The organism is Flaviramulus basaltis (assembly GCF_900114265.1).
Lineage (GTDB): Bacteria > Bacteroidota > Bacteroidia > Flavobacteriales > Flavobacteriaceae > Flaviramulus > Flaviramulus basaltis.
The window spans coordinates 840,343-858,127 of record NZ_FPKV01000002.1; the positions used below are offsets into that span (position 1 = coordinate 840,343).

Sequence of the window (17,785 nt, forward strand, 5' to 3'; positions counted from 1 at the left end):
AAAAAAATCCCTTAAACTTTTAGTATATTTATAAGTCTAAGTATTAAACAATTTTTGTGACAGACGAAGTACAACTGTTAGAACAATTAAAATCCGAAACCCATAAAAATGAAGCCTTTAAAGCTCTACTAAAGCTTTACAAAGAGCGTTTATATTGGCATATTCGTAATATAGTTAAGTCGCATGATGATGCTGATGATGTGCTTCAAAACACTTTTATAAAAATTTTTAAGAATATTCATAACTTTAAAGGTGATAGTAAATTGTTTTCTTGGATGTATAGAATCGCAACTAATGAAGCGATCACATTTATTAATAATAGAGCAAAACAATTACAAGTTAGCAATGATGACGTTCACCAATTAGCAATAAACAATTTAGCTTCAGATGTTTATTTTGAAGGTGATGCCATACAACTTAAGTTACAACAAGCCATTGCAACATTGCCAGAAAAACAACAGTTAGTATTTAACATGAAATATTTTGAAAATATAAAATACTCAGACATGTCCGATATATTAGGAACTAGTGAAGGCGCATTAAAAGCTTCATATCATTTGGCTGTAAAAAAAATTGAATCATATTTAACTAAAAATTAAACCTTTATTAAAAAAAAGAGTCTTATAAATAAGATGCAAAAAAATAGAATACATAACATTAATAAAACCGGTTTTAAAACACCTCAAGATTATTTTAATAATCTTGAAGATGCTATTTTAAGTGAAATAAAACTTAAAGAAAGCATCAATAATTCTGGTTTTAAAATACCCGAAAGTTATTTTGATACTTTCGAAAGTCGTGTTATGAATCAAATTTCAGATAATGAAACTCCAAAAGTTATTTCATTATTTAATAAAAGAACTTTGGTCTACGTTTCTAGTATTGCAGCAGCAGTTTTATTATTATTTAACCTTTCCATTTTTAATAAAGATTTAGATTGGAACAAATTGGATACTGAAACCGTTGAAAACTATATGATAAATGAAGATATAAGCTCTTACGAAATAGCATCATTATTATCTGATGAAGATTTAAAAGAAGAAAATTTTATTACTTATAATCTTAATGAAGAAAATGTTGAAACCTATTTGCTAAATAATTTAGATATTGACGATATTATTGAATAAAACAAAAAGATGAAAAAATATATAATCCCCATATTAGTATTATTTATCTCTTTTAATACTTTTTCCCAAAGTAAAAAAGATAAAATTAAAGCTCTAAAAGTATCTTTTTTAACAGAAAGACTAGAATTAACCCAAGAAGAAGCACAACAATTTTGGCCTGTTTATAATGCTTATGATGATATCACAAATCAAATTAAACATGAAGACCTTAAAAAAATTCGTTACGAAATAAAAGAAAATATAGATACACTTTCTGACGAAAGATCGACTGAGCTTTTAAACCAAATAGCTACAGCAGAAAATAAATTACATGAAGAGGATGTTATATTAAACAAGAAACTTAAAAAAATTATTTCTCCAAAAAAAATAATTCTACTCAAGATAGCCGAAGAGGATTTTAAACATAAGCTCTTTGAGCAGTGGAAAAAAATGAAACACGATGGTAAAAAACCATAATAAAAAAGGAGCTAAATAGCTCCTTTTTTATTATCTAAAGGTAAGTTTTGATATTCTTCCAGCTCCAGCAGCATAAGCAATACTATCATTTAAAAACCTAATGGTGTAAAATCCTTCACCGCTTAAATGTTTCCACGATTCACCAGAATCATTGCTGTAATCTATACCTTTAAAACCTATTGCAACTAACTCCTTACCTTTTCTATTTGGAATGTATTGTACGCAGCTTCTATAACCAGGATTTTGATTTTCTGCAACTAATTGCCAAGTCTTGCCACCATCAGTCGTTTTAATTTTATTTGCAGCGTTATCATCTGGCTTAGTATAATCTCCACCAATGGCAAAACCATTTAATTCATCGTAAAAATCAATAGAATAAATACCTTGTGTATCTTCTTCTTTAATTATTGGTGTATTAAAAACCTCCCAAGTATCTCCTTTATCTGGCGAATAATAAACACACCCTGCAGTAGTTGCAACCCAAGTATTATCACCAACAATAGCAATATTGGTATCGCTTGCAGCAAAAGCACCTTCGTTTTCAGTTCCTTTTGGCAGATTATCACAGGGTAATTTTCTCCAGGTCTCTCCTCCATCTCGCGTTATAATAACACTCAAACAATCATCTGTTGAATCTCCTATAGCAATACCTTCTTCATCATTCCAAAAATCCATGGAGTCGTAAAAAGCTTTTGGGTGGTCTTCTTGGTAGACTAACATTCCTCCTTTATATAATTTAGCAGGACTTCCTATGGATAAACTAAAATCAATACCACTAATCAATGCCGATGAGCGAATATTACCTTCTCCTATAGTTTCTAATTTGAATAGTGTGTCATTATCTTGGTGAAAAATCGTATATTTTTTTCCTACCGAAGAAAACCCGTTAACTATTTCATCGTTAAGTTCAATAGCTCTAACATTCAATAAGGAATCTTGTATTAAAGTCTCAATTTCAACTTTATCAAAATTTCTTGGCATAAAAGTTTCCTTTTTTCCACAGGAACACAAAAAAACTAAACTGCAAAAAGCCATAAAAAACTGTTTCATAAATAAGAATTTTCAAGAAAGATAATTCTATTCATTCAAATAATAAAAACATTCGTGAATTCGTGGCATTTAACGTAACTTTGCATCCTTATTTATACTACATGCGATTACACAGAAATTTATGCTTTGCGGTTATTGATGGTTTAACTTTAATTTTTAATGAAGGAAAGTATGCCGATAAAGTAATTCAACAACTTTTAAAACGTGACAAACGTTGGGGAGCTCGTGACAGAGGTTTTGTTGCTGAAACCACTTACGATATTGTTAGATGGAAACGTTTATATGCCGAAATAGCAGAAGTTAAAGAACCTTTTGACAGAGAAAACCTGTGGCGTATGTTTGCCGTTTGGGCAACGTTAAAAGGTATTAAACTACCTGATTGGAAATATTTTGAAGGCACACCAACACGTAAAATTAAAGGACGTTTTGATGAACTTTCTAAAATTAGAAAATTTAAGGAATCTATTCCAGATTGGATGGACACTTTGGGTGAAAAAGAATTAGGAAAAGCTGTTTGGACTAAAGAAATTGAAGCTTTAAACGAACAAGCTGAAGTCATTTTAAGAGTAAATACTCTAAAAACCACTAAAGAAAAACTACAAGCCGAACTTTTTGATTTAGATATTGAAACCGAATTTTTAAAAGACTATCCTAACGCTTTAAAATTAAAAGAGCGCGCGAATGTATTTTCTACTGAAGCTTTTAAAAATGGATATTTTGAAGTACAAGATGCATCATCACAATTAGTTGCAGAATTTTTAAATGTACAACCTGGCATGAGAGTTATCGATACTTGCGCAGGTGCTGGAGGAAAAACGCTACACATTGCATCCTTAATGGAAAACAAAGGACAAATTATTGCTTTAGATATTTATGAAAATAAATTAAATGAATTAAAACGTCGTGCAAAACGAAATGGTGCTCACAATATTGAAAATCGCACTATTGATTCGACTAAAGTCATTAAAAAACTTTATGATAAGGCAGACCGCGTTTTAATTGATGCACCTTGTTCTGGCTTTGGAGTGTTACGTAGAAATCCTGATGCAAAATGGAAATTACAACCAGATTTTATTGAAAAAATAAAAAAAACACAACAAGAAATTTTACAACAATATTCCAAAATGGTTAAAGTTGGTGGACAATTAGTTTATGCTACTTGCTCGGTATTACCTTCTGAAAACCAAAAACAAATTGACATTTTTTTAACATCTGAATCCGGAAAAGATTTTACATTTGTAAAAGATAAAAAAGTGTTATCCCATAAATCTGGCTTTGATGGATTTTATATGGCGCTATTAGAAAGAAAATAAAATTATATGATGAAAAAACTACTTTTACTACTGTTATTAACTTCTTTTACAGCAACCTTTGCTCAAGAAGCCTATTACCAAGATGTTGATTTAACATTAACTGGCATACAATTAAAAACTGCCTTATCTACAAAAATCACTGACACCCACACAAATATGCTAAGCTATACACCTGGTGTTTGGGAAGCATCTAAGGCCACAGATGAAAACCCTCAAGATAATAACACAGTCCTGCTTATTTATGGTTGGGAAGATGGTAGAGATTCTGATCCTACAAACGACAGATTTCGCGAAAAAAACTTAACTGATAATGGTAGTGGTCAACAAGGTGTTTGGAATAGAGAACATGTTTTTGCTAAATCATTAGCTAACCCTAACCTTAGTACTGAAAATCCAGGTCCGGGAACAGATGCATTCAACTTAAGACCAGCAGATCGTGAAGAAAATTCCACAAGAAATAACAGAAAATATGGAACAGGTTCTGGTTATGCAGGTTTCTCAAATGATACATTTGAAGGATTAGGAGGTCCAAATACTAACGCTTGGTATCCAGGAGATGAATGGAAAGGCGATGTTGCCAGAATAATAATGTATATGTATGTGCGTTACGGAAATATGTGTCTTCCTACTGCTGTTGGAGTTGGAACTAATGAGTTTACTCCAGACGACATGATTGACCTTTTTCTTAAATGGAATGTTGAAGATCCAGTTTCTGATTTTGAAAAAAAACGTAATACTTTTCATGAAAGTAGATCTGAAACATATGCACAGGGAAACAGAAATCCTTTTGTAGATAACCCTTATTTAGCAACTAGAATTTGGGGAGGAGAATCTGCTGAAGATACTTGGGGTATCTACTCAAGCAGTGATGCTGAGGCACCAACCGTTCCAATTAATGTTAGTATAAATAGTATCACTACTACCTCATTTAATGTTTCATGGACAGCATCAACAGATAATGTTGAAGTAACTGGTTATGATGTTTATGTAGATGGAGTATTAACTGCTCAAACAACTACTAGTACTACAGCTTCTATTTCAGATTTAAATTCAAATACGACGTATAGTATTACTGTTGTTGCAAGAGATCTTGTAAACAATAAATCTGATGAAAGCACACCTGTAAATGCTACAACTTTACAAGACTCACAAGCGCCTTCAATACCTATAAATTTAGTTGTTAGCAATGAAACAGATTCTTCTTTTACAATAACCTGGAATGCATCAACAGATAATACTGCTGTTACTGGTTACGAAGCTTATTTAGATGGAACTTATATAGCAACTACATCTAGTTTAACATATACCTTTACAGGATTAACGCCAACAACTAATTATACAGCTGCTGTTTTAGCAAAAGATGCTGCTAATAATAAATCTGGGTTAAGTGCTTCGGTAAATGCAACAACAACAGATGGTTCTTCTAATGGAGTTTCAGAATTATTTTTCTCAGAATATATTGAGCCTGCTGGAGGAAATAACAAAGCTTTAGAAATAGTAAATGCAACTAGCAGCACTATAAGTTTAGTAGGTTACTCAATTAAAAAACAATCAAATGGTAGTGGAGCATGGATTGACGAAATAGATCTTGCAAGTGGAAGTGTTACAAACATAGTACCTGGAGACGTTTTTGTAATAATAAATGCAGATGCAGCAGATGCAACCTTAATAGCCCAAGCAGATATGGTTTATTCAAATCCAGATACTTATAATTCTCCTATAAACTTTAACGGAAATGACCCAATTGGTTTATTTAAAAACGGCGTTTTAATTGATATAATAGGCACCTTCGGTAATGGTAATTCAAATTTTGCAGCAGATGTAACGCTACGTAGAAAAAGCACTATTACTTCTCCTAATACAACTTACACTGTAAGTGAATGGGATTCCTTTGCTGGAAACACATTTAGTGATATTGGTAGTCATACTGTTACTTTAGGAATAAAAGAAAACATTTTTAATAGTTTCGTAGTATATCCTAATCCAACTAATATTGGTAAAATCACATTAAAAGTACCTAATAATATAAGCATAGACAAAGTTAAATTATACTCTATAATTGGTAATGAAATTTATAACAGCAATGCACCACAAATTACAAACCAAAAATTAACAATAAATAATCTAAAACAAGGTATCTACCTTTTAAAGATTGATAGTGGTTCATCAAGCATTACTAAAAAAATAATAGTTCAATAAATTTTATTGACATCATAAAAAAAGCGACTTAATTAAGTCGCTTTTTTTATGTTCAAAACTCTTGAATAACTCTAAATTTTCCAAGTCATATTTAGATGAATTTACACTTAAAAAAAGTAAATTTGTGCTTTACTTTAACATAACAAACATAAGACCTAATGATTCATTTCTTTGGAAACGTAAGCAGTAAAGTATTTGCTGTTCAAACAACAAAAGAATTATCAACTGAAACCATCTCAAAATTAGTATGGTTATTTGGCAACCAACCAAAAATAGAACAAGCATCTCTCGATGCTTTTTTTGTTGGTCCCAGAAAAGCAATGATAACGCCTTGGAGCACAAATGCTGTTGAAATTACTCAAAATATGGGGATTTCAAATATCATAAGAATTGAAGAATTTCAAGCAATCTCTGAAGAATTCACAGATTTTGATCCTATGATTTCTGAGAAATCCAAAGGTTTAAATCAAGAATCATTTACCATAAATATTCAACCTGAACCAATTCTTAATATTGAAGATATTGCTACTTATAACAAACAAGAAGGTTTATCATTAAGTGATGAAGAAGTTGATTACTTAGAAGGAGTTTCTAAAAAAATTGGTCGCCCATTAACAGACTCTGAAGTGTTTGGATTTTCACAAGTAAACTCAGAACACTGTCGTCATAAAATCTTTAATGGTACTTTTATTATTGATGGCGAAGAAAAACCGACATCTCTTTTTAAATTAATTAGAAAAACATCTGAAACACATCCAAATACTATTGTTTCAGCATATAAAGATAATGTGGCTTTTATTGAAGGCCCAAAAGTAGAACAATTTGCACCACAGCGTGCCGATGTTCCTGACTTTTACACAATAAAGGATTTTGAATCTGTTATTTCGATTAAAGCAGAAACCCATAACTTTCCTACTACAGTTGAGCCTTTTAATGGCGCTGCTACAGGTTCGGGAGGAGAAATTAGAGATAGACTTGCTGGCGGTAAAGGATCATTACCATTAGCAGGAACTGCAGTTTATATGACTTCTTATTCTCGTTTAGAAGAAAACAGACCTTGGGAACAAAAATTTGAAGCTAGAGATTGGTTATACCAAACACCAATGGATATTTTAATAAAAGCTTCTAACGGTGCATCAGATTTTGGTAACAAATTTGGACAACCGCTAATCTGCGGTTCGGTATTAACTTTTGAACATAATGAGAATTCAGCTTCAAGTACATCAGCAGCAAGAAAACTTGGTTTCGACAAAGTTATTATGCAAGCTGGAGGTATTGGTTATGGTAAAATTGAGCAAGCTTTAAAAGACACACCAAAAAAGGGTGATAAAATAGTTATTTTAGGTGGTGAAAATTACCGTATTGGAATGGGTGGTGCAGCCGTATCTTCTGCTGATACAGGTGCATTTGCTTCGGGAATTGAATTAAATGCAGTACAACGTTCTAACCCAGAAATGCAAAAACGTGCAGCCAATGCAATTCGTGGTATGGTAGAAAGCAATGAGAATTTCATTGTATCTATTCACGATCATGGTGCTGGCGGGCACTTAAATTGTTTATCTGAACTCGTTGAAGATACTGGCGGTAAAATAGATTTAGATGCTCTTCCTGTTGGAGACCCAACACTTTCAGACAAAGAAATTATTGGTAATGAATCTCAAGAACGTATGGGATTAGTTATTGGAGAAAAACATATTGATACTTTACAACGTATTGCAGAACGTGAACGTTCACCAATGTATACTGTTGGAGAGGTTACGGGTGATGACCGCTTTACGTTTGAGTCTAAAACTAACGGACATAAACCCATGGATTTAGCGATGGAAGATATGTTTGGCAGCTCTCCTAAAACAGTTTTAACAGATAAAACTATTGAAAGAAATTATAAAAACTCAAGATATAAATCCAAGAATTTACAAATCTATTTAGAGCAAGTTTTACAATTAGAAGCTGTAGCTTGTAAGGATTGGTTAACAAATAAAGTAGACCGTTGTGTTGGAGGTAAAGTAGCAAAACAACAATGCGTTGGACCTTTACAAATTCCTTTAAATAATGTTGGCGTTATGGCTTTAGATTATAAAGGAAAAGAAGGTATTGCAACTTCTATTGGTCATGCACCTATTTCAGGATTAATTAATCCTGCTGCCGGAAGTAGAAATGCCATTTCAGAATCGCTTACAAATATTATTTGGGCACCTTTAAAAGAGGGTTTAAAAAGTGTGTCACTATCAGCTAACTGGATGTGGCCTTGTAAAAATGAAGGTGAAGATGCACGTTTATATAAAGCTGTTGAAGCGGTTTCAGAATTTGCTATCGATTTAGGAATCAATGTTCCTACAGGAAAAGATTCCTTGTCAATGAAGCAAAAATATCCAAATGAAGATGTTATTTCTCCGGGAACCGTTATTATTTCTGCTGCGGGAAATTGCAATGAAATTTCTAAGGTTGTAGAACCTGTTTTACAACAAAATGGAGAAAACATCTACTATATTAATATCTCTCAAGATCAATATAAATTAGGAGGAAGTTCTTTTAATCAAATTTTGAATACCATTGGAAATGAAGCGCCAGATGTAAAAAATTCAGCCTTTGTAAAAAATACTTTTAATACCATTCAAAATTTAATTAAAACCGATAAAATTTCTTCGGGACATGATGTGGCTTCTGGTGGTTTAATTACCACATTGTTAGAAATGTGTTTTGCTGATATTAATTTAGGTGCAGATTTTGATATTTCTGCTTTAAATGAAGAAGATTCCATAAAAGTTTTATTCTCTGAAAATTCAGGAATTGTTTTTCAAGGTGATGCTTCAATAGAAGCTGTTTTATTAGAGAATAATATTGAGTTTTTTAACATAGGAACAGTAAATAATACTGCAACTTTAAACATCAAAAACAATGAAGATAATTTCTGTTTTGATATTGCTAAAATGCGTGATGTTTGGTATAAAACATCTTTCCTACTAGACCAAAAACAAACAGCAAATGGTTTAGCACAAGATCGTTTTAATAATTATAAAAATCAACCACTTCAATATACATTTCCTAAGCATTTTACAGGAAAATTACCAGTAATTAACACAAGCAAACCAAGACCAAAAGCTGCTATTATTCGTGAAAAAGGAAGTAATTCTGAACGAGAAATGGCGAATGCTATGTATTTAGCGGGTTTTGATGTAAAAGATGTACACATGACCGATTTAATTTCTGGTCGTGAAACGCTGGAAGACATTCAGTTTGTTGGAGCTGTTGGTGGATTTAGTAATAGTGACGTTTTAGGCTCTGCAAAAGGTTGGGCTGGAGCATTTTTATATAATGAAAAAGCCAACACCGCTTTACAGAATTTCTTTAAAAGGGAAGACACTTTATCGGTTGGAATTTGTAATGGATGCCAATTATTTATGGAATTAGAAGAAATAAATCCAGAACATGAAATTCATGGTAAAATGCTTCATAACGATTCACATAAACATGAAAGTGGGTTTACTTCAGTAAAAGTTCAAGAAAACAATTCTGTAATGCTATCTACATTAGCTGGAAGTACTTTAGGTGTATGGATTTCTCATGGTGAAGGAAAATTTAACTTACCCTACACTGAAGACCAATACAATATCGTTGCTAAATATGGTTATGAAGGTTACCCACACAACCCAAATGGATCAGATTTTAATACAGCCATGATGTGCGATAAAACTGGGCGTCATTTAGTAACTATGCCACATATTGAACGTTCAACTTTCCAATGGAATTGGGCTAATTATCCTGATGACAGAAAAGATGAAGTATCTCCTTGGTTAGAGGCTTTTGTAAATGCTAGACTTTGGCTTAACAACAAATAACAATCTTAAATAAATTTAATAATAAAACCCCGAAGTAAATATATTTACTTCGGGGTTTTTGAATTCAAAAAAATGAAAAAATGAAAAATTTTATAAGGTTGCTTTTATAGCCGCTTGCGCAGATACTAATCTAGCAATTGGCACTCTATAAGGTGAACAGCTAACGTAATCCATTCCTGTTTTATAACAAAACTCTACAGAACTTGGTTCTCCACCATGTTCACCACAAATACCTACTTTTAGGTTTGGTTTTGTACTTCTACCCCTTTCTGTTCCCATTTTTACTAACTGTCCAACACCTTCTTGATCTAATACTTCAAAAGGATCTACTTTTAAAATACCTTTTTTTAAATAAATTGGTAAAAATTTACCCGCATCATCACGAGAATATCCAAAAGTCATTTGCGTTAAATCGTTTGTACCAAATGAGAAGAAATCAGCTTTTTCTGCAATTAAGTCTGCCATTAAAGCAGCTCTTGGAACTTCAATCATGGTTCCTATTAAAAATTCAATAGTATCATTTCGTTCTTCAAAAATTTTGTTGGCAGTTGCTCTAATAATTTGCTCTTGAGTTTCAAATTCTTTAACCGTTCCAACTAGAGGCACCATTATTTCTGGTTTGCAAACAACACCTCTTTCTTTTAAATTAATTGCTGCTTCAATAATAGCTCGAGTTTGCATTTCTGTAATCTCTGGATAGGTATTACCCAATCTACAACCTCTATGACCCAACATTGGATTAAACTCTTCCAATTCAGCTACTTTATTTTTAACAGCTTGTAAAGAGATATGCATATCTTCAGCCAACTCTTTTTGAGTAGCAAGTTGATGAGGCACAAATTCATGTAATGGTGGATCTAATAAACGAATGGTTACTGACAAACCTTCCATTTCTTTAAAAATACCCTCAAAATCTGCACGTTGCATTGGTAATAAATCTTCTAAAGCTTGTTTTCTTCCTTTTACAGTATCTGCTAAAATCATTTCACGCATCGCTTTAATTCTATCAACTTCAAAGAACATATGTTCTGTTCTTGTTAATCCAATACCTTGAGCACCAAAACTACGAGCTACTTTAGCATCTTTTGGACTATCGGCATTTGTTCTCACTTTCATAATAGCATATTTATCTGCAAGCTTCATAACTTCTGCAAATTCACCACTTAACTCTGGTTCCATTGTTGCTACTTTTCCTTCTATAATATTACCAGTTGAACCATTTAATGAAATCCAATCACCTTCATGATACTCATGGTCATCTACAGTTAAAGTTCTATTTTTATAGTTTATTTTTAACGCACCTGCACCTGAAATACAGCATTTACCCATGCCACGGGCAACAACAGCCGCATGCGACGTCATACCACCGCGAGCAGTTAAAATGCCTTTTGCTATATTCATACCTTCTAAATCTTCAGGAGAAGTTTCTATACGAACTAGAATAGTATTTTTATACTTATTGGCTTCATCTGCAAAAAATACAATTTTACCTGTCGCAGCTCCTGGGGATGCTGGCAAGCCTTGAGCTATTACATGAGATCTTTTAAGTGCAGATGGGTCGAAAATTGGATGTAATAATTCATCTAGCTTATTAGCTTCTAATAAAAGAATCGCTTCTTTTTCATCAATCATTTTTTCTTTTAATAAATCCACAGCTATCTTCACCATGGCTGCTCCTGTACGCTTACCATTTCTAGTTTGCAATATCCAAAGCTTTCCGTCTTGAATGGTAAACTCCATATCTTGCATATCTCGGTAATGCTTTTCTAAAGTACCTTGATAATAATCAAGTTCTTTAAAAATAGATGGCATTAACTCTTGGAGAGAAGGGTAATTTGCCGCTCTATCGTCTTCTTCTACTTTAGCTAGTTCTGCCCAACGTTCTGAACCTAATTTTGTTATTTGTTGTGGTGTTCTAACACCTGCTACAACATCTTCCCCTTGTGCATTAATTAAATATTCACCATTAAAAACATTTTCACCGGTACCGGCATCCCTTGTAAAACAAACTCCTGTACCAGAATTATCACCCATATTACCATAAACCATAGCTTGCACATTTACAGCTGTACCCCAATTGGCGGGATAACCATGTATGTTTCTATAGTAAACAGCTCTGTCTCCATTCCAGCTATTAAATACCGCTATAATAGCTCCCCAAAGTTGCTCCCATGGGTTTGTTGGAAAATCATGACCTGTTCTTTTTTTAACTGTATCTTTAAAATCATAAACCAAATCTTTTAAATCTTGAATGGTAAATTCGGTATCTAAATGAATTCCTCTTTTTTCCTTAAGGTGTTCCATAATTTCTTCAAAAGGATCAATATCTTCTTTTGAAGCTGGTTTCATACCTAAAACTACACCACCGTACATTTGAATAAATCTTCTATATGAATCCCAAGCAAATGGTTCGTTATTAGTTTTTTTGGCTAATCCTTCAACTACCTCATCATTCATACCTAAATTCAAAACAGTATCCATCATTCCAGGCATAGAAACTCTAGCACCCGAACGAACTGATACCAATAAAGGATTGTTTTTATCTCCAAAAGAAGTCCCCATAAAAGATTCTATATTTGATATAGATTCTTCAACCTCTTCTTTAATCATTTCTATTACAGTTTCTTGACCTAATAAATTATATTCAGTACAAACATCTGTTGTAATTGTAAATCCCGGTGGCACTGGAATTCCTATAGAACTCATTTCTGCTAAATTTGCACCTTTACCACCTAATAGATTTTTCATTTTGCTATTGCCATCGGTCGCTTTATTTCCAAATCTATATACTCTTTTTTTAACATCTTGTAACATCTCCATAACATTAAATTTTGTATAACTTATCATGTAAAATTATTCATTAAAAAATTTCATTTCAATGACTTAAATCATATAATTTCTATTTTTATTTACAGATACTATATTGCCATATTCATAAAAAAAAATTAATATAATTAGAATATGCTCCTTTTTTTAAGCCTTATTTGAAAATCCCTTTTATTTTCATACTTTGCGACACTAGATTTTATAGAAGAACAAATGACTGAAGTAAAGAGACTTTTTGACTTTCCTTATTACCAATTAGAAAACAAACCAAATAAAGCTGCCTTAGTAACAAAATATGATGGAAAATGGGTTGAAACCTCAACTCAAGAGTATATAAACAAGGCTAATTGTATTAGTAGAGCTTTATTGAGATTAGGCGTTAAAAAGGACGATAAAATAGCTGTTATTTCATCTACAAATAGAACCGAATGGAATATAATGGATATTGGAGTGTTGCAAATTGGAGCTCAAAATATTCCAATATATCCTACTATTTGTGCCGAAGATTATGAGTATGTACTTAATCATAGCGAAGCTATTTATTGCTTTGTTTCGGATGAAGAAGTATTGGAAAAAGTAAACAAAGTAAAGAAAAACACTAAAATAAAAGAAGTCTACTCATTTAATCATATTAAAGGCTGTAAACACTACTCTGAATTATTTAATCTAGGTAAAGATGAAAGTAACCAAACAGAAGTTGAAAACCGTAAAGATGATGTAAAATCTGATGACTTAGCTACTATTATTTACACTTCTGGTACCACAGGAAAACCTAAAGGCGTTATGCTATCGCACTGGAATATTACTAGTAATGTTTTAGATAGTTTTCCAAGAGTTCCTTTAAAAGGCAATGAAACCAGAGTATTAAGTTTTTTACCTATCTGCCATATTTTTGAACGTGTTCTTATTTACGTTTATCAATATGCTGGTACATCTATATATTTTGCAGAAGGGATTGACAAAATTGCTGATAACGCAAAAGAAATCAACCCCAATTTAATGAGTGTCGTACCAAGGCTTCTTGAGAAAGTCTATGATAAAATTATGGCCAAAGCCGAAGAACTATCAGGTATTAAAAAAATATTATTTCATTGGGCAGTTGGTTTAGGCGAACAATGGGAACCATACGGGCAAAATGGAGCTTGGTACGAATTTAAATTAAGTATAGCTAGCAAATTAGTTTTTAGTAAATGGCGAGCTGCACTTGGTAGTCAATTATATACAATGGTTTCTGGTAGTGCCGCTTTACAACCTCGTTTAACTAGAATTTTTTGTGCTGCAGGCATGCATGTTATGGAAGGCTATGGTTTAACAGAAACTTCCCCAGTAATATCTGTTGGAAAATATGATGACAGAATGTTTAAAGTTGGATCTGTAGGAAAGCCAATTGATAATGTAGAAGTAAAAATTGCTGATGATGGTGAAATCCTTGTAAAAGGACCTAACGTAATGTTAGGCTATTATAAAGATGATGAAAAAACAGCAAGCGTTATGACAGATGATTATTTTCACACTGGCGACAAAGGAGAAATTGATGCCGATGGATTTTTAAAAATTACTGGACGTAAGAAAGAGATGTTTAAAACCTCTGGAGGGAAATATGTTATTCCTACGCTCCTAGAAAATGATTTAAAACAATCAAGGTTTATAGAACAAATTATGGTTATTGGCGAAGGCGAAAAAATGCCAGCTGCCCTAATACAACCAAATTTTGAGTTTATAAACGAATGGATTCAAAGAAAAAAACTTTCCATAGGAAATTCACTAGAAGACATTTCAAATTCTGAAGAAGTTAAATCTAGAATTCAAGAAGAAGTAGACAAATGCAATAAAAAGTTTGGTAAATGGGAGCAAATAAAAAGATTTGAACTTACTCCAGAAATATGGTCTATTGATGCCGGGCACCTTACTCCTACACTTAAGATGAAAAGAGATGTTATTAAAGAAAAGTACAATCATCTTGTGGAAAAAATATATAGGCCTTAGGGGTTACTATTAAAAATCTTATTACTAAACTTTAGTTTACTATAGAATCAATATATTTTATTTAAATTTATTATGCACGCATAATAAATTTTTCATATATTTGAACTCACCAATCAAATTTTATGAAAGATAAAACCATCGATTATATACTTAGAACTACGTGGCTTACGGTTCAAAAAATGTACAATGAAGAGGCTGCTAAATTTGAAAGTACGATGGCCACAGGTTTTACTTTATTAAGTATTGACCCTGAAAAAGGAACACCATCAACAGCCTTAGGACCAAAAATGGGAATGGAAGCCACAAGTCTTTCAAGAATATTAAAGACTATGGAAAAAAAAGGTTTAATAGAACGAAATCCAAATCCTGATGATGGTCGTGGTGTTATTATTTCTCTAACAGATTTTGGTAGAGAAAAAAGGACTTATTCAAAAGAAAAAGTACTCACTTTTAATGAAACAATTAAAGACAATGTTTCAGATGAACAATTAAAACACTTTTTCGAAGTTTCTGAAATCATAAATGATATGGTTTTGAATAAAAAAATATACAACCAAACAGATAAGTAGTTAAAATAAAATGAGCAAACGTAGAATTAAAAAAGTAGCCATTATCGGTTCTGGAATTATGGGAAGTGGCATCGCATGTCATTTTGCAAATATTGGTGTAGATGTATTATTATTAGACATTATACCCAGAGAACTTAACGATAAAGAAAAAGCAAGTGGTTTAACTTTAGAAGATAAAGTTGTAAGAAACAGATTGGTTAACGATGCATTAACAGCTTCAATAAAATCGAAACCCTCTCCTATTTACCATCAAAACTTTGTAAATAGAATCACCACAGGGAATCTTGAAGACGATATTGCAAAAGTAGCCGATGTAGATTGGATCATGGAAGTTGTAGTTGAAAGACTAGATATCAAAAAAATCGTTTTTGAAAAACTAGAAAAACACAGAACTCCAGGAACCCTAATTACATCAAATACCTCTGGTATTCCTATTCACTTTATGAGTGAAGGACGAAGTGAAGATTTCCAGAAACATTTCTGTGGAACTCACTTTTTTAACCCTGCACGTTACTTAAAATTATTCGAAATTATTCCTGGACCTAAAACAGATGCTTCTGTTCTTGAATTCTTGAATGAATATGGCGAAAAATTCTTAGGAAAAACGTCTGTTATTGCTAAAGATACACCTGCATTTATTGGAAATAGAATTGGTATTTTCAGTATTATGAGTTTATTCCACGCAGTTAAAGAGATGGATTTAACTATTGAAGAAGTAGATAAATTATCTGGTCCTGTTATTGGTCGTCCAAAATCTGCAACTTTTAGAACGGTAGACGTTGTAGGTCTAGATACTTTAGTTCACGTGGCAAATGGAATTAGAGAAAACTGTCCTAATGATGAAAGTCTTGAACTTTTTAAATTACCAGATTTCATCAACACTATGATGGAAAATAAATGGTTAGGAAGTAAAACAGGTCAAGGTTTCTATAAATTAGAAAGAAAAGCAGATGGCTCTAAAGATATTTTATCATTAGATTTAAATACACTAGAATACAGAGCAAATAAAAGAGCAAAATTTGCAACTTTAGAATTAACAAAAACTATTGATAAAGTAGCAGACCGTTTTAAAGTATTGATTAAAGGAAAAGATAAAGCAGGAGAATTTTATCGTAAAAGTTTCTCTGCATTATTCGCATACGTTTCAAATCGAATTCCAGAAATTACAGATGAGCTTTATAAAATTGATGATGCTATGAAAGCTGGTTTTGGTTGGGAACATGGTCCTTTCCAAATTTGGGATGCCATTGGTGTTGAAAAAGGAATAGAAATGATGAAAGCTGAAGGTTTAGAGCCAGCAGCTTGGGTAAATGATATGTTAGATTCAGGAAACACTTCTTTTTACACAGTAAAAGATGGGGCAACATACAGTTACGACATACCTAAAAAAGCACAAGAAAAAATACCTGGTCAAGATAGCTTTATCATTTTAGATAATATTAGAAAAACAACTGAAGTATTTAAAAACTCAGGTGTTGTTGTTGAAGATTTAGGAGATGGAATCCTTAATGTAGAATTCCAATCTAAAATGAACACGATTGGTGGAGATGTTTTAGCTGGTTTAAATAAAGCCATAGATATTGCTGAAAAAGATTTTGCAGGTTTAGTAGTAGGTAATCAAGGAGCTAATTTCTCAGTTGGTGCCAATATCGGAATGATTTTCATGATGGCTGCCGAACAAGAGTATGATGAGCTTAATATGGCTATTAAATACTTCCAAGACACGATGATGCGTATGCGTTATTCTGCTATCCCAACAGTTTCAGCACCTCATGGTATGACTTTAGGTGGTGGTTGTGAATTATCTATGCATGCCGATAAAGTTGTAGCAGCAGCTGAAACTTATATTGGATTAGTAGAGTTTGGTGTAGGTGTTATCCCAGGTGGAGGTGGATCTAAAGAAATGGCTTTAAGAGCACAAGATACTTTCAAAAAAGGAGATGTTGAGCTAAATACATTACAAGAATACTTCTTAACTATTGGTATGGCAAAAGTAGCAACATCTGCTTACGAAGCTTTTGATATGGGTGTTCTTCAAAAAGGAAAAGATATTGTTGTTGTTAATAAAGACAGACAAATTGCTGTTGCAAAACAACATGCCAAACTAATGGCAGATATGGGTTATACACAACCTGTTAAACGTACAGATATTAAAGTACTTGGCAAACAAGCCTTAGGAATGTTTTTAGTTGGAACAGACTCTATGAAAGACAGTAAATACATTTCAGAACATGATATGAAAATTGCTAACAAATTAGCTTACGTTATGTCTGGTGGAGATTTATCTGAACCAACCTTAGTAAGCGAGCAATACTTACTTGATTTAGAGCGTGAAGCCTTTTTAAGTTTATGTACAGAGCGTAAAACTTTAGAGCGTATTCAACACATGTTAACCAAAGGAAAACCTTTAAGAAACTAGA

Annotated in this window: 11 protein-coding genes; 9 read left to right on the plus strand and 2 right to left on the minus strand. The window is 32.5% G+C overall.

Annotated features, from left to right (window positions below; genetic code table 11):
* Positions 1-56: 56 nt before the first annotated feature.
* From BT151_RS10360 to BT151_RS10370, 3 genes are read left to right on the plus strand one after another with little or no spacing between them, the layout of a single operon-like run.
* Positions 57-599, plus strand: coding sequence for an RNA polymerase sigma factor (locus BT151_RS10360; RefSeq protein ID WP_072401881.1), 543 nt, complete (start codon positions 57-59; stop codon positions 597-599).
* A gap of 33 nt (positions 600-632) precedes the next feature.
* On the plus strand, positions 633-1,127 hold the full coding sequence (locus tag BT151_RS10365) for a hypothetical protein (RefSeq protein ID WP_072401883.1): 495 nt from the start codon (positions 633-635) through the stop codon (positions 1,125-1,127).
* Positions 1,128-1,136: 9 nt separating this feature from the next.
* On the plus strand, positions 1,137-1,583 hold the full coding sequence (locus BT151_RS10370) for a hypothetical protein (protein WP_072401885.1): 447 nt from the start codon (positions 1,137-1,139) through the stop codon (positions 1,581-1,583).
* A 30-nt stretch (positions 1,584-1,613) separates the two neighbouring features.
* Here the strand turns inward: BT151_RS10370 and BT151_RS10375 are convergent, their stop codons facing one another.
* On the minus strand, positions 1,614-2,564 hold the full coding sequence (locus BT151_RS10375; RefSeq protein WP_245794790.1) for a WD40/YVTN/BNR-like repeat-containing protein: 951 nt from the start codon (positions 2,562-2,564) through the stop codon (positions 1,614-1,616).
* Between the two features lie 170 nt (positions 2,565-2,734).
* Between BT151_RS10375 and BT151_RS10380 the strand changes: the two genes are divergently transcribed.
* The 3 genes from BT151_RS10380 (at position 2,735) to purL (ending at position 9,984) form a co-directional block, all read left to right on the plus strand.
* A complete protein-coding gene (locus BT151_RS10380) occupies positions 2,735-3,946 on the plus strand; it encodes an RsmB/NOP family class I SAM-dependent RNA methyltransferase (protein WP_072401888.1) in 1,212 nt (403 codons plus the stop codon).
* Positions 3,947-3,952: 6 nt separating this feature from the next.
* Positions 3,953-6,145: an endonuclease gene (locus tag BT151_RS10385; protein ID WP_084647922.1), complete on the plus strand. Its 2,193-nt coding sequence runs from the start codon at positions 3,953-3,955 to the stop codon at positions 6,143-6,145.
* Between the two features lie 158 nt (positions 6,146-6,303).
* The gene (gene purL, locus BT151_RS10390) at positions 6,304-9,984 is read left to right on the plus strand and encodes a phosphoribosylformylglycinamidine synthase (protein ID WP_072401892.1); all 3,681 of its coding nucleotides are present in this window, start codon (positions 6,304-6,306) and stop codon (positions 9,982-9,984) included.
* Between the two features lie 90 nt (positions 9,985-10,074).
* Here the strand turns inward: purL and ppdK are convergent, their stop codons facing one another.
* Positions 10,075-12,804 carry a pyruvate, phosphate dikinase gene (gene ppdK, locus BT151_RS10395; RefSeq protein WP_072402637.1) on the minus strand — a complete coding sequence of 910 codons (2,730 nt, stop codon included), beginning with the start codon at positions 12,802-12,804 and terminating at the stop codon, positions 10,075-10,077.
* A 219-nt stretch (positions 12,805-13,023) separates the two neighbouring features.
* Here ppdK and BT151_RS10400 point away from each other — a divergent pair, with 219 nt between their 5' ends.
* From BT151_RS10400 to BT151_RS10410, 3 genes are all read left to right on the plus strand, one after another.
* Positions 13,024-14,796 carry an AMP-dependent synthetase/ligase gene (locus BT151_RS10400; RefSeq protein ID WP_072401894.1) on the plus strand — a complete coding sequence of 591 codons (1,773 nt, stop codon included), beginning with the start codon at positions 13,024-13,026 and terminating at the stop codon, positions 14,794-14,796.
* Between the two features lie 122 nt (positions 14,797-14,918).
* On the plus strand, positions 14,919-15,365 hold the full coding sequence (locus tag BT151_RS10405) for a MarR family winged helix-turn-helix transcriptional regulator (protein WP_072401896.1): 447 nt from the start codon (positions 14,919-14,921) through the stop codon (positions 15,363-15,365).
* A gap of 10 nt (positions 15,366-15,375) precedes the next feature.
* Positions 15,376-17,784 carry a 3-hydroxyacyl-CoA dehydrogenase/enoyl-CoA hydratase family protein gene (locus BT151_RS10410; RefSeq protein ID WP_072401898.1) on the plus strand — a complete coding sequence of 803 codons (2,409 nt, stop codon included), beginning with the start codon at positions 15,376-15,378 and terminating at the stop codon, positions 17,782-17,784.
* Position 17,785: the final 1 nt, after the last annotated feature.

Coding starts and splice junctions, on each gene's coding strand:
- BT151_RS10365 (WP_072401883.1), top strand. CDS start 633: ATGCAAAAAAATAGAATACATAACATTAATAAAACCGGTTTTAAAACA.
- BT151_RS10370 (WP_072401885.1), top strand. CDS start 1,137: ATGAAAAAATATATAATCCCCATATTAGTATTATTTATCTCTTTTAAT.
- BT151_RS10375 (WP_245794790.1), bottom strand. CDS start 2,564: ATGCCAAGAAATTTTGATAAAGTTGAAATTGAGACTTTAATACAAGAT.
- BT151_RS10380 (WP_072401888.1), top strand. CDS start 2,735: ATGCGATTACACAGAAATTTATGCTTTGCGGTTATTGATGGTTTAACT.
- BT151_RS10385 (WP_084647922.1), top strand. CDS start 3,953: ATGATGAAAAAACTACTTTTACTACTGTTATTAACTTCTTTTACAGCA.
- purL (WP_072401892.1), top strand. CDS start 6,304: ATGATTCATTTCTTTGGAAACGTAAGCAGTAAAGTATTTGCTGTTCAA.
- ppdK (WP_072402637.1), bottom strand. CDS start 12,804: ATGGAGATGTTACAAGATGTTAAAAAAAGAGTATATAGATTTGGAAAT.
- BT151_RS10400 (WP_072401894.1), top strand. CDS start 13,024: ATGACTGAAGTAAAGAGACTTTTTGACTTTCCTTATTACCAATTAGAA.
- BT151_RS10405 (WP_072401896.1), top strand. CDS start 14,919: ATGAAAGATAAAACCATCGATTATATACTTAGAACTACGTGGCTTACG.
- BT151_RS10410 (WP_072401898.1), top strand. CDS start 15,376: ATGAGCAAACGTAGAATTAAAAAAGTAGCCATTATCGGTTCTGGAATT.